This is a genomic window from Ruegeria sp. BF10 (genome assembly GCF_056538725.1).
Map to the genome: position 1 here is coordinate 287995 of NZ_JBQFTR010000004.1, position 21159 is coordinate 309153.

Sequence of the window (21159 nt, forward strand, 5' to 3'; positions counted from 1 at the left end):
TCAGCTTGCGCGTATGCGAGGCGCCGCGATGAAGGTGGGTCAGTTGATTTCGATGGATGCAGGTGAGGTCTTGCCGCCCGAACTGGCTGACATCATGGCGCGTCTGCGAGATCAGGCGCATTTCATGCCGCCGAAACAATTGCGTGACGTCCTGAACCGAGCTTGGGGTGCAGACTGGCGAAAATCCTTCCAATCTTTCGATGTAAGGCCCATAGCGGCAGCGAGCATTGGGCAAGTACATCGTGCGACATTGAAAGACGGGCGCGATGTGGCGATCAAAGTGCAATATCCCGGTATCGCGCGCAGTATCGACAGCGACGTGGCCAACGTTGCCACTCTGGTTCGCATGTCAGGTCTGCTTCCCCAAAGCTTTGATCTGGCTCCGTATATCCAAGAGGCGCGCAGTCAATTACATGAAGAAACGGACTATGAACGCGAGGGGCAATATCTGCGCTGTTTTGCAGACCTCTTGCAGGGCGATGAAGCGTTTGAAATCCCCGAGTTCTTTCCGGATTGGAGCACGCCAGAAGTACTAACGATGTCCTTTCTGGAAGGTCGCCCTATCGAGGCCGTGAGTGATGCGACCAGCGAGGAACGCAATCGAGTTTCAGAATCCTTGGTCAATCTCACGCTGCGCGAGGTTTTCGAGTTTGGTATCATGCAGAGCGACCCAAACTTTGCCAATTACCGATACAACCCATCCAATGGAAAAATCAGTCTCTTGGATTTTGGCGCGGCACGCGCACTGCAACCATCTGCAATAGATGGATACGTGGATCTGTTGCGCGCCGGTTTGCTTGAAGACGGCGCGGCGCTTCGTAAGGCTGCCATACAACTGAAGCTTATTGAAGGTGATGGTCCATTTGACGACCGGATTCTCGGAATGATCCACAGCGTTTTCGAAGCAATTCTATCTGCCAATGAATTTGATTTCTCTGACCGAACTCTTTCCCACCGCCTGAACAAAGAGGGAATGGCGTTGGCCGAGGTTGGCTATATCCCACCCCAGGTGCCAATGGACGTTCTTTACCTTCAGCGAAAGATTGGGGGAATGTTCCTGTTGGCTACTCGATTGAATGCCTCGCTGCCCGTGAAGACGCTGCTTGAAAAGTACGTCATCTGAACTAGCCCAATTCACTCAAAACCAACAAGCCGAACAACTAAAAACCTGCGTCACTGATCAGTGTGACCAACCCAAGACGAAGTGTGAATACGGCGCAAACGTTGCCAAACGCGGATTCGAGAACGCCTTTGAAGAGCCAACCCAGCCATTAGAAATGCCCATCGTTTAGGTTGATCATGTCGACGAATTTGTCCTGTTAACCGGCTTCGCTCCGAACCAAGAGGCGATCTTCGAAAGCTTCGGTCTTAAGGGCAGGAAAACTCGGTATGTAAGTTCTAGCAGGGACGTTACCCCCGGTAAGCCTGCCAGACGCGCCAGCCAACGCCATTTGGGTAAAGTGCCCCAGAGTTCCGTGAACCCGTGCGCACCGGACACAAGTTCTCCATCTGGTCGGCGCACAGTGAATCGATCCATCGCTTCTTGCCGCGTTAGATTTGCACCGACACGAGCATTGGGTTCGGAAACGTCGACAAACCGCAGGTGTTCAGCGCCCTTGCAAGAAGCATAATGCCCGATCTCAACGGAGCAAAGCGGGCATGATCCATCGTAGTACACCGTAGTGTGCGATTGATCGGCGTCATCAGATGTGAGTGCAAACTCAGCATTGTCCGTTTTGTGCATTTTGTTTGACCTTGCCCATTGGGTTTCGCCGATATGCTCGTGAGAGTTAGCGCGAAAACCAAAGAAACAATGGGGCAGTCGTGGAACACAGATGCGCCATGAAGCCGCAACTTGGGATGCCGCAAGTCATAGTTAACGACAGCTTTGCTCGAATTGCAGGCGTATAGGCAAAATTTTTGCATAGTGCGCGAGGCTTGTAGTTATCTCGCGGTTTGCTGAAGAGAGCTTAAAAGTCGCCGCCACAAAAATTTGACTACGGCAATCAAATAAATTCAATGGTTTCCGTATCGAATGATCGACGAGGCGAAATGCTGCATGAGCCTAATTTACCGATTTCGATGCGCAAACGAGATGACTCGGTTTAGATTTAGCTTTCTCCCATTAACGATGCATTGGGGATAGATGTTCTGGGGTTTGCTGCCAATTGCGCTCACGGTGCTTGGTGGCGTACAGGTCGTTGTGGTGGTCTCTTTGACCTGTGTTCAGAAATCAGAGTTCAAACAAATTAAAGTTGGGCCAACTCTGTTTTTGGCATCGTGTTTTAGGGCTCAGAGCCGTCACCAATCTATGTCACTTTCGCCAAGGTCTCATTCTCCAAGCCAGACGCTCATCAATGAGTTCGCGGAAACTTCCAACCTTCAAGTGCCGAAGGCCGATGGCGCCTGCGCAAAGGCCGCGTCCACAGCGAAGTGGAGAGGTGGTTGAAACAAAGATCCGATTTCTGTGGCCATACGTACAGTACTTGAAGAACGGAGGTATCGTGCAGGTCGTTTGGTTCAAACGGGATTTACGGGTAAATGATCATCCGGCACTTTCGCAGGCGTCTGAGGTCGGGCCAGTTCTGCCACTCTATGTTGTTGAACCGGAGCTTTGGCAGCAACCCGACGCGTCAACACGGCAGTGGAACTTTGTTGCTGAGACAATCGCCGGACTTCGAAAAGACCTTGGGGAACTTGGCCAGCCTCTTGTTGTGCGCACTGGGCAGATTGTGTCGGTCCTATCCGAGTTGAAGGATCTTGGTCTAGTCGACGTACTTTGGTCACACGAGGAAACAGGGAACAATTGGACGTATCAGCGGGACCGTCAGGTCGCGGAATGGTGCAGGGATCATGGTGTGCGGTGGCAAGAAGTGCAAAACCACGGCGTTTTTCGCAGGCTCAAGTCTCGTGACGGCTGGGCGGAACGATGGGACAGGTTTATGGCATTGCCCGTTTCGCCACCGGTTGCGCTGCAACATATCGATATAGAACCAGGGTATATTCCCACGGCGCGCGACCTCGGCTTGCGGGATGATCTTTGCGTTGGTCGTCAAGCCGGTGGACGAGCTGCGGGTTTGGAGCGGCTGAACAGCTTTCTGACATACCGAGGCAAAAGATACCAACGCGAGATGTCCAGCCCTTTGGAGGGAGCCGTTGCGTGTTCGCGGCTGTCGCCCCACCTGGCTTGGGGCGCGCTTTCTATGCGCGAGGTCTCGCAAGCGACTGAAAGGCAAAGACGCCAATTGCCGCCACAAGCAAAGGACTGGCGCAAATCACTGCGCTCGTTTTCGGGCCGGTTGCATTGGCATTGCCATTTTATTCAGAAACTCGAGGATGAACCTCGGATCGAGTTTGAAAATCTGCATCGCCTCTACGACGGGCTTCGACCGAAAGCGCCAGATTGCGAGCTTTTGGCTGCCTGGTCCATAGGCGAAACGGGATATCCGTTTTTGGACGCATGTATGCGGTCATTGCAAGCGACGGGGTGGCTCAACTTTCGGATGCGCGCAATGGTGATGGCCACGGCGAGCTATCATCTTTGGGTGGATTGGCGAGCCCCGGGTGAGCATTTGGCGCGCATGTTTACGGACTATGAGCCAGGCATTCACTGGAACCAGGTGCAAATGCAATCAGGCACCACTGGCATCAATACCGTGCGCATCTATAATCCAGTTAAGCAGGGCTATGATCAGGATCCAGACGGGGTGTTCATTCGGACATGGTTGCCGGAACTGGCCCATATTTCGGATCGGTACATCCACGAACCCTGGAAAGCCCAAGATGGGAAACAAATCATCGGAGCGCATTATCCAGAGCGTGTTTTTGACCATCTCGCAGCAGGCAAAGCCGCGCGAGAGCGGGTATGGGGCGTCCGCCGGAGCACTGAGTTTCGCGCCCAAGCGCAAGCCATCGCGGCAAAGCACGCGAGCCGAAAGACCAGGCGGACTGCTCGCAAAAATGCGCGGTCGGCTCAAGATCAAGAGCAACTCGGCCTGCCTTTTGGGGGCCAATGATGAGGATGCGGAAGAAAGCCGATTTGCCCCAGAAAATCTGCCCGATCTGCAAGCGCCCGTTCACCTTGCGCAAGAAATGGAAAAACGTTTGGGATCAAGTGAAATACTGTTCGAAGAAATGCAGGTCGGCCGCATGACCGAGATTTTTCCAGAACTTGCGGAAGCGAAAGAGACGATCAGTTTCAAGCCCACACGAACCAATGGCCTTAAAAGGCTGAAGCAGTTCGTGGGACGCGCCGGTCGGCTTTATGCAGGTAAGCGGAACTACGATTTTGGGACCGATCAACGCAGCAATGTATCGGGTTTGTCACCTTGGCTGCGCCACCGTTTGATAACGGAACAAGAGGTACTGGCAACTGTACTAGCGTCCCATAATTCCGACGCGGCGGAGAGGTTCGTTCAAGAAGTGTTCTGGCGCACTTACTTCAAGGGCTGGCTGGAACAGAGGCCCAGCGTCTGGGCACATTATCAGCGGGATCTGTTGAGTGCTTTAGAGCGACTAAAATTCGATCAGGGCTTAGAGACCCGTTTCAACGATGCAGTGAACGGCAATACCGGCATCGACTGTTTCGATCATTGGGCGCGGGAACTGGTGACGACCGGTTACCTGCACAACCATGCGCGCATGTGGTTTGCATCAATTTGGATTTTTACGCTCCACATACCCTGGCAGCTTGGCGCGGACTTCTTTTTGCGGCATTTGCTGGATGGCGATCCCGCATCGAACACGCTGAGCTGGCGGTGGGTCGGCGGATTGCACACAAAAGGCAAAACCTACCTCGCGCGACCTGATAATATTGCCAAATACACCGAAGGACGGTTTCAACCAAAAAACCTCGCCAAATTTGCCGAACCTCTGACCGAGACAGCAGAACACCCGCTTATTCCGCTTTTGACTCCGCAAGAGCCCCCAGAGGGCCCTCACCTCATGCTGTTGACCGAGGATGATCTGTCAGCCGATAGCTTAATGCCGACATCGCCTGCTGCCGCGATTGGACTTTTGGCGACGCATGGTCGGTCTCCAAATCCGATTGCAGGCGCTGTAACGGATTTTGCCGAAGGCGCGATGAATAGCGCCCTGGAACCTCACGGAAAGCGCGCGCAATCCGCCGAGGATTGGAGTGATCCGTTGATCGAGGCCGCGCGGAATACCGGTGTCAAAACCATTGCAACAGCCTATGCGCCCGTCGGCCCCACTCGGTCACGACTGGATCGTGCGGAACCTCTGTTGAGGGACGCTGGCCTGTCTTTGAACCGGATAATACGACCCCACGACACGATAACATGGCCTCATGCAAGGGCCGGCTTCTTTGGTCTTCGAAAGAAGATCCCATCGCTTTTGAGCCAATTGAACCTGGCCACCCAACCAAGGCCATAGCCGGTGTCCACTGCCGCGCTTTTACTTCCCAACCAATTGTTTGCCCAGCACCCCGGTGTGGCTGCCCGACCCGACGCGGTTGTGCTTTTCGAAGACCCGCTTTTCTTTGGCGATGCGTTTTATCCTGCCATGATGCACAAGCAAAAGCTTTGGCTGCACCGTGCTTCCATGACGCGCTATCGCGATGGCTTGGTCGCCAAGGGATTTGATGCCGCGATTTGGCCCTTTGAGCGGCAGCCGGGCGCTTGCCTGCGCCTGTTTCAAAGTCTGCGGGACCGCGGCATCAGCCATATAATCATGGTTGATCCGGTAGACTTCATTGCAGAAAAACGTCTTCGGGCGGCGGCTGGCAGAACCGATATCACGCTCGATTCCCAACCATCACCTGGTTTTTTGAACACTCGGGCCGACAATCAGGATTGGTTTGCCGGTCGCAAACGCTGGTTCATGGCAGAGTTCTACAAAAGCCAACGCCGCCGCTTGAATGTTTTGATGGACGGCGGTCAACCGGCGGGGGGACAATGGAGCTTTGACAAGGAAAACCGTAAGAAAGTGCCCAAGGCGCTGTTGGGCAGCCTGCCTTGGATCGACTGGCCTTCCCATGACGCGGTTGATGAAGCCGCGAAAGCAAGCGTACTTAATGATTTTCCAGAAGCGTTGGGCAGCTTGGATACGTTGTATTATCCGACATCACACAAAGATGCGTCCGACTGGCTGGCGCAGTTTCTGGAACGGCGGTTTGATCACTTTGGCGACTATGAAGATGCCATTGTTGCGGGTGAAAGCTGGCTGTGGCATGCCGTTCTCACGCCAGCCTTGAACATTGGATTGTTGACGCCCAAACAGGTCTTGGACGCTGCACTGGCGCATGCGGATCGCAAGGGTATTCCCCTGAATTCGGTAGAAGGTTTCATCCGCCAGATCATTGGCTGGCGTGAGTTTATGCGTGCAACCTATGAAAGCCTGGGTGTGCCGATGCGCACTACAAATCACTGGGGCCATCACCGACCAATGCCCCGCGCTTTCTACGACGGAACCACTGGTATTGATCCGCTGGACGACACGATCAAAAGGGTGCTCAAGACAGGGTATTGTCATCATATTGAACGCCTCATGATTTTGGGCGGATTTATGTTTCTGTGCGAAATTGATCCGGATCATGTCTATCGCTGGTTCATGGAAATGTTCGTCGACAGCTATGATTGGGTGATGGTTCCCAATGCCTACGCGATGAGCCAGCATGCCGATGGCGGGTTGATCACCACCAAACCGTACTTTTCGGGTTCAAACTATGTTCGCAAAATGAGCAATTGGGGCAAAGGGCCCTGGGCCGACATTTGGGACGGGCTTTATTGGCGCTTTATCCTGAAACACAGCGATAGACTGGCTGGCAATCCCCGATGGGCGATGATGTGCCGTACGGCTGAACGGATGTCGCCAGAGGCCAAGAGCACGCACATAAAGACGGCTGAAGCTTTTTTGCGACGGATGACACAAGCATGAACACTATGGTGGCGCGTGACTGATATTGAGGTCACATCCCGTGATCAACTGTGGGAGTGGCTGAGCACGCATTTTGCCCAACGTGATAGCGTCCGGCTGATCACGTGGAAGGCGGCACATCCGCAGAAATATGTCAGTCGGGACGAGGTGCAGGATGCGCTGATCGCGCATGGTTGGATTGATGGAAGACGATTTACAATCGATGAAGACCGGACGGCGCAATTGATCAGCCCGCGAAAACAGCAAGCTTGGTCCAAAAGCTAAAAGGACAAAGCAGAGCACCTTAGGCAAGAAGGCTTAATGCACCCCGCAGGAGAGGCGTCTATAAAATCCAGTAAGGCGTCAGGGCTATGGAACTTCTTTGATGACGTCGATGCTCTGGTTGTGCCAGACGATTTATCCGGTGAATTGGACCTGAACAAATGGGAGCAATTGCCCCCCTCTTACCGACGCAACGTCCTTCGCTGGATCAAGATTGCCAAGAACCCAACAACGCGCCAACGACGGATCAACAAGACGGTCGAAACAACGCATACTGAAAAAAGAATGCAGCAAATGTAGCGCTTTCTGGTTTGCCCTTGGTTTGCAATCGCAATCTGAGCTTTCGTGGTGAAAGCGTGTGGACATCAAACTAACCTGTGCTAAAGACGACCGCGTTGTTGTGCTGTCCCATCAGATCTGGTCCGATGGTCTGGTGGACGTGGGGACCGATTTTAGTGCGGTGCATGGAACTTCGAAAGGCCCTGTCGGCTAAACCGCGATAGTCAAATGGCATAAGCCTGATCCAAGAAATCCGCCGAAGCGTATATATCACGAACCAATTAGGAAGGAGATAAATATGCTCCCGAAGAGTATTCTTGCGGCGATCCTTGGATCACTTGCAGCCACCTCGCTTCAAGCCGGAGTTCAAATTCGCTTCATAGAAGGCGCACCCAAAGACCGTTTTGTTTTGACAAATGTCGGAGCTTGTGAAGTAGAAGCTTCGACCCTCAAAATTGACTTGTCGCAATCTGCCGGACGTCTGATTTTCGACGTTACCGAAAAAGGCGCGGGTGTAGAGGTATTCCAACCTCTCGAATTCGTTGAGGGTGCAGATGCTCTGCGGCAAATTCCAGCTGTCGTGGACGGGCAAGATTCAATTGCGCTTGAGATCGCCTCCTTCGCAGCCGGGGACAAACTCGCCTTTACCATCGATGTAGATGACACTATCGGGCAACGCGAAATCACCGTAACCGGGTCGGAGATCGAAGGCGCCACAGTGTCATATACTGATGCGGATAAGACCAGTACTGCGACCTTCTCTTCCGAAGCACTTGTCAACGTGACGACAAAGGACTGCTGAAAGCTGTCCCGCAATGTCGAATTGGTTGATCCGCATAGCATTCCTTGCGCTTGTGGTGGGCGGCGGCATCCTGATCGGGACACTGACCGCACCTGGCGAATGGTACGCGCAGCTTTCCAAACCGGCTTTCAATCCACCAAATTGGATTTTTGGGCCGGTTTGGACGGTGCTTTATGTCTTGATCGCTATGGCGGGTTGGCGCCAGTTCGAAACAGACCGAAGCTCGACCGCAATGAAGCTATGGTGGGCTCAGATGGGTCTGAACTTTTTGTGGTCCCCAGCCTTTTTCGTACTGCAACTGCCGTGGTTTGCCCTTGTTGTCATTGTCGCGTTGTTGGCTGTCATTGTCATGTTCATAGCTCAGGTCAGGGCTTCAGATCGGGTTTCCGCACTGGCCTTCCTGCCGTATTTTGCATGGGTCGCATTTGCCACGGCGCTGAACCTTTCCATTGCGATACTGAACTGAGAAGGAACAATATGCGTGCCAACTTCATTGGGCTTGTTTCAGGTCTTGCCATCATCGGATGCACAATGGCTCAGGCTGATGGAAAATTAACTGAAGACTTCTCCAAGTCTCCGGAGACGCGTTGGGACTACGTCGCCGACACCGTCATGGGAGGAGTTTCTTCAGGGCAGGTCCAGTTTCGATCGGAAGGTGATGTCGCATTCGCGCGGCTGACCGGGACCGTCAGTACAGAAAACAACGGCGGTTTCATCCAGTTCCGACGCAAGTTGTCTGATCGGCCAGATACGGGTGTATCAGGCGTCAGGCTATTGGTACGGGGGAACGGCGGGCCATACTTCGTTCATCTCAGAACACGTGGTACAGTGCTTCCGTGGCAATACTATCAGGCCGCGTTTGCAACTTCTAACGAATGGACAGACGTTTATTTGCCTCTGTCAGGCTTCAAGGCTTCAGGTGCCATGTTGCGCACTACTCCTGTCGCAAACGCAATCATCTCAGTTGGAGTTGTAGCCTACGGGCGCGATCACGAGGCCCGCGTAGATGTCAGCGAGATTGGTTTCTATTGAAGGTTTCCAGAGAGAGGGCTGCGATCTTCAAATAGGTCTGTTTGACATGGTTCGAGATCGAAGTGTGTCAAAAGAAACTGCAAAACTTGATTATGGATGTCCGCTTAGGGCTGGTTGCGGTCAACCACGCTCATCGCAGAGACTGATAGTACATGGTTCCGCAAAGCAGTGTTGAGGATATGGTTATCCGGGGCGCTTTGGTTCCTAGCAGAAGAGGTGTTTAGAAGAAGCGTGCACTACTACAACGACAGTCGCCATATAAGACATCTTATATTAAGTATTGGGTAATGGCGGCAGGTAAGCTGTACTAGCGGTCTGGGTCTGTATCGAGTTTGCCCCAGAGATCATTAACCAGATCTGAGAAGCCATCATTCGAGGCCTCTTTGGGTAGTACACCAGCTCTTCGCCGGCGTTCGGCCTCGGCCGTTAGTTCTTCCTCTGTAGCTGTCTCAACCACATCACATCGAAGAGCTGTCCGTATTCATGAGCTTCCGGGCGTAACCTCCGTGAAGAGCTTGGTGACCAAGCCGGACCAGCCTTCGGGTGTGCGCCCGAGGCTCTCTTCGACCGATTGCTTGATGTCGTTGAAATCAATTGCGTTCGAAACGTCGTCCGCCATGTCGGACACCTCCTGAGGATGGTAGGAGGCGTCGGAATCGAACCGACTCGTGCACTCTAATCTGGAGCAATTACAAAGACATAAGCCTCGCCCGCATACCAATGCTGCCTCCCACGGATTTCGCGTGGGTTATCGACCTCAGGCCGATATTCGATGGCAGTGGATGCGTGTATACGTCATGACCGGAAGCTGAACCAGTTAGGGCCACCGTGTCAAGTCGGAGTGCGCGCCAGCCCGAGATTCACCGCGTAGTTCTGGGAACCTTCTAGCTTAACGTGTGCCCAAATGACTGAAGCAACTTGTTTGGAGGGTTGGTCAGCTTGGCGTAGGTCTCACATAGTGAGACGATTCGACACTCGATGTTCAAGGTTAGAACTCAGCATCTACGCTGAAGAACAAAATAAGACAGATCAAATCTCGCGAAAGCGACCGAGCTTCTAGGGTTAGCTCAAATACTGCGGCTGGGCTGTATCCGGCTGCCTGACGCTGGTCCAACATAGGATTCTATCCAGCTGCGACGGGTCGATGGTGCGCAACAGCCCTTCAACGGGCTCCGGGTTTAGCGTTCTGTTTCGACCGATATGTTCTATGACGTGACGTATCAGCCGCATGCATATCAAGTCCCCATCGCCGGAGTTTTTTTGGGATCTATCGCAAGCGTGCAAGTGAACTGCATTCTGCAAACGAGAGTTGAAATTTGCTAATCAAAGCGTAGCTGTGATTGAAGGAAAATACCAAAAAGTTGTAGGGCTTGTTCAGAAACCACTGTCAATTGAGCGTGTACTTTGAACCACGCAAACTTATGGGCAAATCGTGCAATGTTATGCGCAAACGTCGCGCAAATTTAAGGGCGAAGACACCCGAATTTTCTAAACAAAATCAATGATGGCAATGCAGCGTTATGCGCGTCCCTACATTATTTGTAGGGACGCTTGTCGTATTTCACCGGTTTCGCCCGCTGTTTCCGGCCAGGGATGCAGGCGCGTATCCCTTTGTCTTTCAAAGCTTCTCGGAACCAATCGGCGTCATAGCCGCGAACTCCGAGCAGCCAGTCGACATCCGGCAGGCTGCTCAGCAATGCCCGTGCACCGATGCAATCGCTGACCTGCCCGGCGGTGACGAAGAAATTGATCGGGCGCCCCAGGCTGTCCCAGATGGCGTGCAGTTTGGTGTTCACGCCGCCCTTTGTGCGGTCAATCAGGCGTCCACGCCCCCCTTTTTGAGGCCCAGACTGGACGCTGTGCGATGGGTCTTCTGATAGGTGGCGTCGATCATGACGGTCCTTTCTTCACCGTGCCCGGTAGCCAAACCGACCATCATCCGGGCGAAGATGCCCTGTTCGTGGCTTCTCTCGGACCGGTGGCGTTCAGCCACGCACCTCCACCGCTTCCAGCGGTTGTACAGGGTCTTGTGCGGCCGTATTCCCTGGGCGCGTCCCGCCACCGCTCTCGCCGCCACTTTCATCTTCTGGCTATGAAGCAAGAACGAGACCGGACCCAAAATTCCATTCTCTGGCCATAATATGGACTGATTATTCCAAAAATTGCCTACCGCCACCTTGAATTTCTGGACCAATCATTCCAAATCATACGCATGAGCACAGAAACTCTCCCAATTACCGACATCAAGCCGACCGCAGGCCCGGGTCGGCCTCGTGCCTTCGACGAAGCCGAGGCTTTGGAGAAAGCCTTGTGCGTATTCTGGCACAAGGGCTACGAGACTGCGTCCGTGGACGATCTGACCAAGGCCATGGGTTTGAGTCGGTCCAGCTTTTATGGAGCATTTGGCAATAAGCAGGCTTTGTTTCACAAAGCCCTCAGGCACTATTCAAGGCGTGGTTTGAAAGCTCTGCGTGACGTCGCGGACGCGGGCGGAGATGACCCCGTTGGTGCGATAATGGAAGCCCTGGCGAACCCGCAAGGAGGTCGTGACGGCTGCATGCTGATCAATTGCCTTACGGAGCTTGCTCCTCATGATGATGAAGTGGCGGCTCTCGGGCGGCAGCATTTGGAGAGTATTGACGAGATTATTGCGAGAGCGCTTGAGCCTTCAAATCCGGGACAGGCACTCGACAAGGCACGCGCCTTTGCATCCCTTGCAATCGGCACACTAGCCTTCCGCAAGGCGGGCGTTCCCGCTGAGCAGATATCGCAAACCCTGAAACAAGCCCGGTTGGTGATTTCGCCATAAGGCCTCCTGCCACCATAAGGAAATGAAACCTAACACAAACTCAATCAAGAGACAGTGACCCTAATATTGGACTGATCGGTCCAATAATATCTGAACGAAGTTTACCAAAGAAGGAAACAGCAATGGCTGATGAAAAACTGTTCTCCGGCATCAAAGCTGGTGCAATCGAGATGAAAAACCGCATTGTCATGGCGCCACTGACCCGTAACCGGGCAAGAGCCGAGGATGACAGTGTCCATGAATTGCAGGCCAAGTACTACGCGCAGCGGGCAGGTGCTGGTCTGATCATCACGGAAGCATCGCAAATCTCGCCCCAGGGCAAAGGCTATGCCTGGACGCCCGGCATATATTCCGAAGCGCAGATCGACGGCTGGAAAAAAGTGACTGACGCCGTCCATGCCAAGGATGGGAAGATCGTAATCCAACTTTGGCATGTGGGCCGGATTTCGCATACCAGCTTGCAGCAGGACGGCGGCGCCCCTGTAGCGCCATCCGCAATCGGCGCAAAGGCCAAGACCTTTGATGGCGAGCAGTTTGTTGAAACATCGGAACCGCGGGCTCTGGCCATCGAAGAAATTGCAGGCATTGTCTCCGACTACCGGAAGGCCGCAGAAAACGCCATGAAAGCCGGATTTGACGGTGTCGAGGTCCATGCCGCCAATGGATATCTGATCGATCAGTTCCTGCGCGACGAGTCAAACAAGCGTGAAGACGAATACGGCGGTCCTGTCGAGAACAGAGCGCGGTTCCTGAAAGAAGTCATGGACGCCGTTGTCGACGTGTGGGGTGCCGACCGCGTCGGTGTCCGCCTCAGCCCGTTCTCGAACGCCAACAACATTTCCGACAGCGACCCGCAGGCGACGTTCTCGCATGCGATCAATTTGCTGAATGGCTATGGGTTGGCCTATCTCCATCTCGTAGAAGGGCAGACCGGCGGCCCGCGCGATATTCCGGAAGGTGGTGACCTGAAGGCGCTCTATGAATTGTTTGACGGAGTGAAAATGGGCAACAACGCTTATGACCGAGACATGGCGATTGAAGCGGTTGAGACCGGCGCCGTCGATCTGGTGGCCTTTGGTCGGCCGTTTATTTCCAACCCGGATCTTGTCAACCGGCTGGAGAAAGACGCCGCGCTGAATGAGCTCGATCCAACCACTCTCTACGGCGGCAATGAAAAAGGGTACACCGATTATCCGGCACTGGAAGAGGAAGCGGTCGCCGCAGAGTGATACATCTCTCTTAGCCCCGTAGTGACGGGCAATACCAAGCAAAGTGAGCGCGCCGGCTTGGATGCGCTCACCTGGCTGTTACGGAAACATCCGTTCTTGAAGCGAGGATCTATCACAAGCCTGCGAATAACCTGCTTCCCTATGATCAGGGTTGAATGTTTCCAATCAGAATGCACTCTTGATTGAGAGGCGCCCGGTTTTAGTTGAAGAAGATGTGCGGTGATTACCATCAATTGAACGCGTTTCTCGAACAGCGCAAAGTTATTGGAAAATCGTGCAAATTCATGCCCAAATGCCGCGCAAAACTATGCGCGAGAATACGCGAAATTTCCAAACAAAATCAATGTTGGCATTGCAGCGTTACGAGCACACCTACACAGGTCGGGTTGAGCTCTGGTTCCGGTCGAAGCCTCGGGAATGTCGTCATTGGCCAACGTTGTGCATGCGCCCGCCCTGGCTTGCATATCGGATATTGCACGCCTGTTTGCGGGGCCTCCATGGGCTGCAATCGGTCACTGTGTCAAAACAGGCAGCTTGATCCTTTGGATCTTTCCAGATGGCCCCTTTGGCAAGTCTTGCAACAAGTGCACCCTATCAGGCGATTTGAAAGCACCCAGCCGTTGGACGCAAATCGCGATGAGTTGGTCGGATGAAACGCTTGACCCGGTTCGCAATTTGACGGCGGCCTCGACGCGTTCACCGTAGGTTTTGCAAGGGCGCGCAAATGCGGCAGCCTCGATCACGTCAGGGTGCGAATAGAGAGCTTCGTCGATTTCACGTGGGGCGATGTTTTCTCCGCCCTTTATGATCAGCTCTTTCAACCGGCCCGTCACGAAGAAGTAGCCGTCTTCGTCCATGTGCCCTAGGTCTCCGGTGCGCAGCCAGCCATCGGGCGTGAATGTCGCGCGCGTGGCATCCGGATTCTTCAGGTATTCTCTCATCACATTGGGGCCACGTACGGCGATTTCGCCCTTGGTGTTTGGCGGCAGGGGGGTCAGATTTGCCGACAGGATACATGCCTCGTTGCCGTAAGCTTTGCCCGGCGATCCAATTTTGCGGACGCCCGGCGGTAGCGGGTTGGACAAGATCTGTGCGGCTGTTTCCGTCAGGCCCATTGTTTCTACGATGGGGACTTCAAAACGGGTTTCGAACGCGGTTTGTACATCCGGTGCAAGCGGCGAGGATGCCGAGCGGCCGAAACGAAGACGTGCTCTGGTTTCATGCGCGGGTGTCAAATCGGAATGCAGCAAGTGCGAGATAATGGTCGGCACCACCGAAAACCACGTGGCCTTGGCGCTCTGGCACTGGTCCCAGAATTTGCGCGTTGAAAACTTTTCGGCCACGGCCAGGGAACCGCCGGAAACAAGCGCGCTCAGCACGGTCACGCAGAGCCCGTTGATATGATAGATCGGCAGCACGCAAAGACCACGATCCGCCGGTGTCAGCTTGTGCGCAACGGTGGGGGTCCATCCACCTGCCAGCAGGCTGACGTGACTATGCACGACCCCCTTTGGGCGACCGGTTGTCCCTGAGGTATACATGAGCAGCGCGTCGTCATCGGGACCAAGCGCATGGAGATCAGGGGCCTTGTCGAAACGAGCGGCAGAATACCGCGTCATCTCTTTGGGGCGAACTCTGTCGAACAGATCGGTCTGCGCGTTGCCGACGAACGCAATTCGTGCGTCGCAATGTCCCAACGCATATCCAATGGCCTCGTCCCCGGCGACAAGGTTGATGACCGTTGCGCGGAACCCGCCATAAAGCACGCCGTAGAGGCATTCTATCGCCTCGCGCCCATTCGGTTGAAGGATGGCAACGCTGGCCCCCTTGTCCAATCCCTGCGCTGTCAGATTTTCGGCCAGTTTTCGTGCCCGATCCCTCAGGGTTGACCAGGTTAGCGCAGCTTCTCCGTCGAAAAACAGATAGGCATCACGATCACCGATGGTGCTTGCGCGTTCGTCCAGCCAGCTGCGGATTGTCCCGCCTGGGGGCATCTGATCGTCCATGCTCATGCCCCCGCATCAGCCCAGTATTCCGCGAAGATATCTTCGACGGAGGGTTCAATTGCCGGGATTTCACGGACGATTTTGGTGCTTTGGACAAAGTGCTTCCAATGCAGGTTCTCATCAATCGCATTGCCACCCCAACTGCCACATCCCATCGAAAGCGAGAAAGGCATGCCGTTGTTGAATGACCCTCCGGTCGCAAAGGTGTGAGCCTGATTGACGATTACGCGGCAGGCGGGCATCGAGGCACCCAACGCCACCGCACGGGCATCTTCGGCGGTGTGTATCCCGATGGAATGCCCCGCGCCCTGATACTGCAAGATTCGAGCGGCAATGGCTTGGGCGTCCTCGAAATCGTTTGCACGATAGAGCGCGGCCACGCGGCTTAGTTTCTCACCCGAAAGCGGATGATCCGGACCGACCCCCTTGGTTTCAACAGCAAGGAACCTGGTGTTTTCAGGCACCTGACCAACCATGCCCAGTGCCTTGATCATCCTGTCGGCGTCCTGTGCGATCACTTCGCGGCTCAGATGCCCATCCGGCCAGAGCTTTGAGACGATCTGGTTTTCGTCCTTCACCAATGCGCCTCCTTCATCGGCAAGGGCTGCGACGAAATCATCATAGATTGCGTCGACTGCGATGATCGCGTTTTCGGACGAACACGAGGTCGCATTGTCGAAGGTCTTGGAGGCAGTGATCTTCCGGGCAGCGGCCTTCAGGTCAGCTGTCTCATCGACGATCACGGTGACATTGCCCGCGCCGACGGCCACCGCAGGGGTGCCGCAGGTCTGCGCGCGATGCACATTGTTTTGACTGCCGGTGCAGATCACCCGGTCGCTGAGCTCCATCATCGCCTGAGTCTTGGCCTTGGAACCCGGCGGAGGAATCATCTGGACCAGATCGTGATCCAGCCCCAGTTTGTCGAACTCGGCATGAATGTAACGCAAAAGCAGCTCGCAGCTTGCGACGCCTTTGGGTGACGGGGCGACAACAACCGAGTTGCCGCATTTCAACGCGTTGATGATGTTGTTGGCGGGTGTGGCTGCCGGGTTCGTCGACGGCACCACGGCGCCAATCACTCCGATTGGGCGCGCAATCTCGGTGATGCCGGTACTTGCATCCTCATGGATGATCCCATGGGTTCTGACGCCTTTTATGTCGCGCATCAGGCCAAGGGTCTTGCGATGGTTCTTGATCACCTTGTCCGGTACGTTGCCCAGTCCTGTCGTCTCGACCGCAAGTTCGGCCAAAGCCCTGTTGCGTGAAGGCTCCATGATCGCCCAGGCAGCAGCAGCGGCTGCGCGGTCATAGCGCGTCTGGCTGGCACCGGCTTCGTATTCCTTCTGAGCGGCGCGCGCACGGGTCATGATCAAACTGACTTGGGCGATATCATCATGTGCATTCATCATTGAATTCCTGTTGGTGGGGACAGGGCGGAAACCGCCCCATCCTGTGCCACTGCTCAAATCGTCAAAGACCCGCCAGAAGCTCTTGCAGGGTTTCCTGACGTGCGGCCCACATCTGTTGAACCTCTTCGCGGGTCATGATGTGCATGGGTGACCCACCGGCTTTCATTTTTCCTGCCACCCGCGCGTTCTTGAACATCTCCGGGACTGTTGCGGCCAGTTTGTCGATGACCTCTTGCGGGGTGCCCTTGGGGACCATGATGCCGCGGAAATTCACGCTGGCATTGTCGATGTCATAGCCTTGCTCTTTCAGTGTGGGGACGTCCGGCAGGAACGCGTTGCGTTCCAGATCGAATACGCCAAGGATTTTGACATTTCCGGCTTCCTGCGCGCGGAACGCATCAGACAGGTTGTTCACGCCGCCCATGACGTCGCCTGCAATCACGGCCTTCATGGCCGCCGCACCGCCGCCCTTGGTCGGGATGTACGCCATTTTGACCCCGGCTTCCTTCTCAAGCTGCAAGGCGGCGATGTGGTGCCCGACGAACAGGCCCGCACCCGAAAAGGTCAGCTTCCCCGGGTTCTCCTTGGCATAGTTCACCACTTCTTGCATGGAATTGAAGGGGCTGTCTTTGGCCACGACGAATACCGCAGGATCTGCGCCCCAGTTGGCGATGGGCTCGAAACTGTCTGCCGAATATTCAACGCCGCCCTTGATCGACTGGGCGATGAAATGCGGGATGTTGTAAGCCGCCAGCGTGTAGCCATCAGCCTCGGCCTGTGTCGCAAACCAGTTCCAGCCGACACGGCCACCTGCCCCCGGCTTGTTGATGATCGCGATGGGCATTCCAAGCGCGTCTTCGTTGCCCGCAGTCATTGTGACGATACGCGCCTGAAAGTCGGTGGCGCCACCCGCACCATAACTGACCATCATCATGATGGGGCGTTCGGGGTAGTCCTGCGCCACGACCGCGCCACCGGTCAGGGACATCAGCGCCAGTGCAGCGCCTGCCAGTAGATATTTCATTTCAGATCCTCCCTTGGATTTGCGTAAGCCGCTTGTCGCGCGGTCTTTTTCAGAAAAGTATTTCTCGTGGCGTGTAAACTTTGAGAAGCATGGCGAAGAGCCCATACATTATGGCCAAGTACCCGATCGTGATGATCACACGCCTGGTCCAGGTTTTGATTTCGCCATGCGGTGCAGGGTCGTAGAAGCTGAGCAGCAAGAAGAATGTGATCGTTCCGGCGGTGTAGAACCCCAGCGTCTTGGCGGCCCAAAAGATGTAGATGAGCGCGATAGCCAAGCCAGGCAGAAGCCAAAGGAAATCCTTGCGCGAGACGCCGTTGCCCACCTTGGTCCAGCCCAGAAGCGCCTTGGCAAACGTCCACAGGGCCAGAACGACAAACACGGTCGAAATCAGGCGTGGGAACAGGAAGGCTTCGGCCGGTTGCTGGGTATAGCTGACCCATGCCACCCAGATCCCGACGGCGGCAATGACGCCGGACGCCACGACATGTTGTGCGCGTGGAAGACTGACGGAACTCATGCCATGATCTCCTCTTTTGATATGTAGCGACGACTGCGAAGCTCCATCCAGACTGAATAGGCGATTGAAGCGATGACGATTGCGATCAGAACGATGTTCAGCGTTCCCGTCAGGAAATAGCTGGCCATCCCTTCGCTGGCCCCTGCAATCATCGATCCTTGAATGAAGTTCGCCTCGGCAATCGGGCCAAGGATCAGGCCAAGCACCAGTGGTGCAGCTGAAAAGCCAAAACGCTCAAGGAAGTACATCATGACTCCAAGAGCCGCCATGACATAGACGTCGCCCATGCTGGACTGAACTGAATAGCTTCCGAAGACTGCCAGGCCCAGAACAACTGCGGCCATGACGCTTTGCGGTACCTGCGCCACCCGGGCGGCAAGACCAGCGACATAAAGCCCGAAGATGCACATCAACACCTGTCCGATCAGCATCGAGTTGATGAAGGTCCAGGCAACATCCGGGTGGTTGTCGAAAAGGTCCGTGCCCGGAAAAATCCCGTGGATCAACAGGCCGCCCAGCAACACCGCTGCGGTCGGCGACCCCGGGATCGAGAGCGTCAAAAGCGGAACAAGGCTGGGGCCTACCATGGCGTTGTTCGCGCTTTCCGCCGCGATCACGCCTTCGCTGTGGCCCTTTCCGAATTTCTCGCGCTCTGGGCTGAATTTCTTGGTCTGGTCATAAGCGACCAAACCCGCGATCTGTCCACCGACACCCGGAATCAGCCCGATGATCGAGCCGGTAACGGTGCCGATGCTCAGCGCTCTCGGGCGGCGCAGAAGCTCACGCACCGCATCCATGATCGAATGCTTTTCGACCTCGATCACTTCGGCATTTGCCGCATTGCGACCCTTGGCGAACATGGTCAGGACCTGAGGAATGGCAAAGAGCCCGATGAGCGCGGCGATAATGTTGATGCCGCCGCCAAGCGCCGGGTGAAAGATGAACCGTTGCGCCCCCATGATGTCATCGAAGCCAATGGTCGCAAGCCAGAGACCGATGCATCCCGACAGCAATCCTTTGACAACGGATGCACTATCCAGCGACCCAATGACGGTTACGCCCAGGATGGCGAGCCAGAACAGGTGGCTTGGTCCAAAGGCCAACGCCCATTGCGCAAGAACCGGTGTCAGGAAGATGAGCAGAAGCACTCCGATCACCCCCCCAACGGCAGATGCCAGAAAGCTCAGTTGCAACGCCTGTGCGCCCTTGCCCTGCCTGGCCATCGTATGCCCATCCAGCGTCGTGGCGATGTTTGCGGGCGCTCCGGGGATTTTCAGAAGGATGGCGCTGACCGCGCCGCCCGCGACCGTCGAGGTATAGGCCGCGCCAAGAAGGATCAGCCCCTGAACGGGTGCCAGATGAAACGTGAATGGGATCAGCAGGGCCACGGCCATGGTGGGCGACAGTCCGGGGGTTGCCCCCAAAATCAGCCCGCCAATCGTGCCCAGGAGCAACAGCCCGAACGAGACCGGTGTGAAGACATCTCCGAAGTAATACAGAAATTCCACGTTGCATCCCTGTGTTTGTTTGCGCGTTGACATTTTAGGCTAAGAGATGAAAATAGTTTTGCAAATGTTTTCATAAAAAGCCTCGAACGGCGAAATTTATGGTTAAAAAACATAAAGATAAGCCGGATATTGTCGCTGTTGCCAAGGTTGCCGGTGTTTCCATCTCGACAGTTTCGAGAAGCTTCAATCATCCGGAATTGCTCAAGCCGGCGACTCGAAAAAAGATCGACCGGGCGGTGCAGAAGCTTGGTTACATTCGCAACCGCGCCGCGCAAGTCATGCACGGCCGACGCAGCGGAACTGTCGGGCTGGTGGTGCCGACAATCGACAACGCCATCTTCGCTGAACTGATCCAATCCTTCTCGGACGGGCTGGACCGGCATGGCTTCACGATGTTGATTGCTTCGCACGGGTTCGATCTGGAGCGCGAATACAAGATGCTGCGCAAACTGATGGAGCATCGCGTTGACGGGCTTGCGCTCATCGGGCTTGAACACTCGGAGGCGACCTATCAATTGATCGAACAACAGGGTGTTCCGTCGATTGCAATCTGGAACTATGACGATCAAGCGCGATTGTCTTGCGTGGGTGTTCAGAATTCAGAGGCTGGCCGTTTGTCCGCACGCCACTTGCTGGATTTGGGGCACCGCGACATAGGTTTGATCTTTCCCGACCCCGCTGGGAATGATCGCGCATATGACCGGTTGCACGGCGCCTTGGAAGAATTGCGATTGGAACGGATCGAGGTTCCCGAACAATGGCGCCTGGAAGCTCCCTACAGCATTTTGGAGGCCAAACGCGCCTGCATAAGCTTGTTGGATCATTCACCACGTCCCACCGCTATTTTATGCGGCAATGACATTATCGCTCAGGGCGTGCTGTACGCGGCAAAACACTGCGGTGTGCGTGTTCCCGAAGACCTGTCCGTCATGGGAATAGGAGATTTCAAAGGCTCAAGCGAAATCGAACCGTCACTCTCGACCATTCGCATCCCGGCCAAGCGCATTGGCGCCCTGTCCGCGGAATTGATCACAAACATTGTCGCAGAGCATTCCGAAAGGATCACGACAACCAAGTGCGACCTGAAAGTGCTGACCAGGGCATCGACATCCACCCCATCAAGAGCACCGTCCAGGTGAAGCTCGGGACGTCCTTCACCGATACAAGTTCCGAGACCGGTGTCTTGACCGGGCGGTGTCGAAACATCAGCGCCGAAAGTCTGCTCTTTTGGTTTGTTGCCAATCAAATACTCTTTTTGAGAAGGTCGATACTCCGCGTCGACCATGTTTTGCGCTTGTCGAAAAACGCACAAGGAAGTCCCTTGAACGAACATCTTTGATCGCAGCATCACCCATGACCCTTGAACGTCCGGCACGGGGCCGT

Annotated in this window: 20 protein-coding genes, 1 tRNA gene and 1 pseudogene; 13 read left to right on the forward strand and 9 right to left on the reverse strand. The window is 55.0% G+C overall.

The window, feature by feature from the left end:
- Positions 1–28 precede the first annotated feature (28 nt).
- Complete coding sequence (locus tag ACR0DJ_RS16500; protein WP_425079352.1) at positions 29–1123, forward strand: ABC1 kinase family protein; 1095 nt, start codon at positions 29–31, stop codon at positions 1121–1123.
- 174 nt (positions 1124–1297) lie between these two features.
- On the opposite strand, the gene ACR0DJ_RS16505 is transcribed toward ACR0DJ_RS16500, so the two are convergent.
- Entirely contained in the window at positions 1298–1744 is a 447-nt protein-coding gene (locus tag ACR0DJ_RS16505; RefSeq protein WP_480685668.1) for a thiol-disulfide oxidoreductase DCC family protein, read from the reverse strand.
- Positions 1745–2504: 760 nt separating this feature from the next.
- Between ACR0DJ_RS16505 and ACR0DJ_RS16510 the strand changes: the two genes are divergently transcribed.
- The 9 genes from ACR0DJ_RS16510 to ACR0DJ_RS16550 all read left to right on the forward strand — a co-directional run bounded on the left by ACR0DJ_RS16510 (position 2505) and on the right by ACR0DJ_RS16550 (position 9271).
- Positions 2505–4016 (forward strand): FAD-binding domain-containing protein, encoded by a 1512-nt coding sequence (locus ACR0DJ_RS16510; RefSeq protein WP_480685669.1) that lies wholly within the window; start codon positions 2505–2507, stop codon positions 4014–4016.
- Positions 4017–4021: 5 nt separating this feature from the next.
- Positions 4022–4153, forward strand: a complete 132-nt coding sequence (locus ACR0DJ_RS16515; RefSeq protein ID WP_480685733.1) for a DUF2256 domain-containing protein — start codon at positions 4022–4024, stop codon at positions 4151–4153.
- Positions 4093–5394: an FAD-binding domain-containing protein gene (locus tag ACR0DJ_RS16520; protein ID WP_480686296.1), complete on the forward strand. Its 1302-nt coding sequence runs from the start codon at positions 4093–4095 to the stop codon at positions 5392–5394. Before ACR0DJ_RS16515 ends, ACR0DJ_RS16520 begins: the two co-directional genes overlap by 61 nt.
- 57 nt (positions 5395–5451) lie before the next feature.
- Positions 5452–6897 carry a cryptochrome/photolyase family protein gene (locus tag ACR0DJ_RS16525; RefSeq protein ID WP_480685673.1) on the forward strand — a complete coding sequence of 482 codons (1446 nt, stop codon included), beginning with the start codon at positions 5452–5454 and terminating at the stop codon, positions 6895–6897.
- Between the two features lie 15 nt (positions 6898–6912).
- A complete protein-coding gene (locus ACR0DJ_RS16530) occupies positions 6913–7161 on the forward strand; it encodes a YdeI/OmpD-associated family protein (protein WP_425079346.1) in 249 nt (82 codons plus the stop codon).
- 36 nt (positions 7162–7197) lie between these two features.
- Positions 7198–7458: a YdeI/OmpD-associated family protein gene (locus ACR0DJ_RS16535; RefSeq protein ID WP_480685675.1), complete on the forward strand. Its 261-nt coding sequence runs from the start codon at positions 7198–7200 to the stop codon at positions 7456–7458.
- Positions 7459–7735: 277 nt separating this feature from the next.
- Positions 7736–8239: an aggregation factor core gene (locus ACR0DJ_RS16540; protein WP_425079344.1), complete on the forward strand. Its 504-nt coding sequence runs from the start codon at positions 7736–7738 to the stop codon at positions 8237–8239.
- A 13-nt stretch (positions 8240–8252) separates the two neighbouring features.
- Positions 8253–8705 (forward strand): TspO/MBR family protein, encoded by a 453-nt coding sequence (locus tag ACR0DJ_RS16545; RefSeq protein ID WP_480685677.1) that lies wholly within the window; start codon positions 8253–8255, stop codon positions 8703–8705.
- Between the two features lie 11 nt (positions 8706–8716).
- Entirely contained in the window at positions 8717–9271 is a 555-nt protein-coding gene (locus ACR0DJ_RS16550) for a CIA30 family protein (protein ID WP_425079342.1), read from the forward strand.
- 481 nt (positions 9272–9752) lie between these two features.
- On the opposite strand, the gene ACR0DJ_RS16555 is transcribed toward ACR0DJ_RS16550, so the two are convergent.
- The 3 genes and pseudogenes from ACR0DJ_RS16555 to ACR0DJ_RS16565 form a co-directional block, all read right to left on the reverse strand.
- On the reverse strand, positions 9753–9890 hold the full coding sequence (locus tag ACR0DJ_RS16555) for a hypothetical protein (protein WP_480685679.1): 138 nt from the start codon (positions 9888–9890) through the stop codon (positions 9753–9755).
- Between the two features lie 19 nt (positions 9891–9909).
- A tRNA-OTHER gene (locus ACR0DJ_RS16560) sits at positions 9910–10003 on the reverse strand.
- An 806-nt stretch (positions 10004–10809) separates the two neighbouring features.
- Positions 10810–11335 (reverse strand): annotated as a pseudogene (locus tag ACR0DJ_RS16565) (IS5 family transposase); the annotation flags it as partial.
- A 148-nt stretch (positions 11336–11483) separates the two neighbouring features.
- On the opposite strand from ACR0DJ_RS16565, the gene ACR0DJ_RS16570 reads away from it, so the two are divergent.
- Positions 11484–12080 carry a TetR/AcrR family transcriptional regulator gene (locus tag ACR0DJ_RS16570; RefSeq protein WP_480685681.1) on the forward strand — a complete coding sequence of 199 codons (597 nt, stop codon included), beginning with the start codon at positions 11484–11486 and terminating at the stop codon, positions 12078–12080.
- A gap of 122 nt (positions 12081–12202) precedes the next feature.
- Positions 12203–13309 (forward strand): alkene reductase, encoded by a 1107-nt coding sequence (locus ACR0DJ_RS16575; protein WP_480685683.1) that lies wholly within the window; start codon positions 12203–12205, stop codon positions 13307–13309.
- 512 nt (positions 13310–13821) lie between these two features.
- Here the strand turns inward: ACR0DJ_RS16575 and ACR0DJ_RS16580 are convergent.
- The 5 genes from ACR0DJ_RS16580 to ACR0DJ_RS16600 all read right to left on the reverse strand — a co-directional run bounded on the left by ACR0DJ_RS16580 (position 13822) and on the right by ACR0DJ_RS16600 (position 19776).
- The gene (locus ACR0DJ_RS16580; RefSeq protein WP_170347396.1) at positions 13822–15321 is read right to left on the reverse strand and encodes an AMP-binding protein; all 1500 of its coding nucleotides are present in this window, start codon (positions 15319–15321) and stop codon (positions 13822–13824) included.
- Positions 15318–16721 carry an acylating sulfoacetaldehyde dehydrogenase gene (sauS, locus tag ACR0DJ_RS16585; protein WP_425079337.1) on the reverse strand — a complete coding sequence of 468 codons (1404 nt, stop codon included), beginning with the start codon at positions 16719–16721 and terminating at the stop codon, positions 15318–15320. Before sauS ends, ACR0DJ_RS16580 begins: the two co-directional genes overlap by 4 nt.
- Positions 16722–16785: 64 nt before the next feature.
- Entirely contained in the window at positions 16786–17748 is a 963-nt protein-coding gene (locus ACR0DJ_RS16590) for a tripartite tricarboxylate transporter substrate binding protein (RefSeq protein WP_480685685.1), read from the reverse strand.
- Between the two features lie 49 nt (positions 17749–17797).
- The gene (locus ACR0DJ_RS16595; protein WP_480685686.1) at positions 17798–18268 is read right to left on the reverse strand and encodes a tripartite tricarboxylate transporter TctB family protein; all 471 of its coding nucleotides are present in this window, start codon (positions 18266–18268) and stop codon (positions 17798–17800) included.
- Positions 18265–19776, reverse strand: coding sequence for a tripartite tricarboxylate transporter permease (locus tag ACR0DJ_RS16600; protein WP_170347392.1), 1512 nt, complete (start codon positions 19774–19776; stop codon positions 18265–18267). Before ACR0DJ_RS16600 ends, ACR0DJ_RS16595 begins: the two co-directional genes overlap by 4 nt.
- Positions 19777–19874: 98 nt before the next feature.
- Here ACR0DJ_RS16600 and ACR0DJ_RS16605 point away from each other — a divergent pair, with 98 nt between their 5' ends.
- On the forward strand, positions 19875–20915 hold the full coding sequence (locus ACR0DJ_RS16605) for a LacI family DNA-binding transcriptional regulator (RefSeq protein WP_257599857.1): 1041 nt from the start codon (positions 19875–19877) through the stop codon (positions 20913–20915).
- Positions 20916–21159: the final 244 nt, after the last annotated feature.

Coding starts and splice junctions, on each gene's coding strand:
- ACR0DJ_RS16505 (WP_480685668.1), bottom strand. CDS start 1,744: ATGCACAAAACGGACAATGCTGAGTTTGCACTCACATCTGATGACGCC.
- ACR0DJ_RS16520 (WP_480686296.1), top strand. CDS start 4,093: ATGGAAAAACGTTTGGGATCAAGTGAAATACTGTTCGAAGAAATGCAG.
- ACR0DJ_RS16570 (WP_480685681.1), top strand. CDS start 11,484: ATGAGCACAGAAACTCTCCCAATTACCGACATCAAGCCGACCGCAGGC.
- ACR0DJ_RS16580 (WP_170347396.1), bottom strand. CDS start 15,321: ATGAGCATGGACGATCAGATGCCCCCAGGCGGGACAATCCGCAGCTGG.
- sauS (WP_425079337.1), bottom strand. CDS start 16,721: ATGAATGCACATGATGATATCGCCCAAGTCAGTTTGATCATGACCCGT.
- ACR0DJ_RS16605 (WP_257599857.1), top strand. CDS start 19,875: ATGGTTAAAAAACATAAAGATAAGCCGGATATTGTCGCTGTTGCCAAG.
- ACR0DJ_RS16540 (WP_425079344.1), top strand. CDS start 7,736: ATGCTCCCGAAGAGTATTCTTGCGGCGATCCTTGGATCACTTGCAGCC.
- ACR0DJ_RS16500 (WP_425079352.1), top strand. CDS start 29: ATGAAGGTGGGTCAGTTGATTTCGATGGATGCAGGTGAGGTCTTGCCG.
- ACR0DJ_RS16595 (WP_480685686.1), bottom strand. CDS start 18,268: ATGAGTTCCGTCAGTCTTCCACGCGCACAACATGTCGTGGCGTCCGGC.
- ACR0DJ_RS16590 (WP_480685685.1), bottom strand. CDS start 17,748: ATGAAATATCTACTGGCAGGCGCTGCACTGGCGCTGATGTCCCTGACC.
- ACR0DJ_RS16550 (WP_425079342.1), top strand. CDS start 8,717: ATGCGTGCCAACTTCATTGGGCTTGTTTCAGGTCTTGCCATCATCGGA.
- ACR0DJ_RS16575 (WP_480685683.1), top strand. CDS start 12,203: ATGGCTGATGAAAAACTGTTCTCCGGCATCAAAGCTGGTGCAATCGAG.
- ACR0DJ_RS16555 (WP_480685679.1), bottom strand. CDS start 9,890: ATGGCGGACGACGTTTCGAACGCAATTGATTTCAACGACATCAAGCAA.
- ACR0DJ_RS16515 (WP_480685733.1), top strand. CDS start 4,022: ATGCGGAAGAAAGCCGATTTGCCCCAGAAAATCTGCCCGATCTGCAAG.
- ACR0DJ_RS16535 (WP_480685675.1), top strand. CDS start 7,198: ATGCACCCCGCAGGAGAGGCGTCTATAAAATCCAGTAAGGCGTCAGGG.
- ACR0DJ_RS16545 (WP_480685677.1), top strand. CDS start 8,253: ATGTCGAATTGGTTGATCCGCATAGCATTCCTTGCGCTTGTGGTGGGC.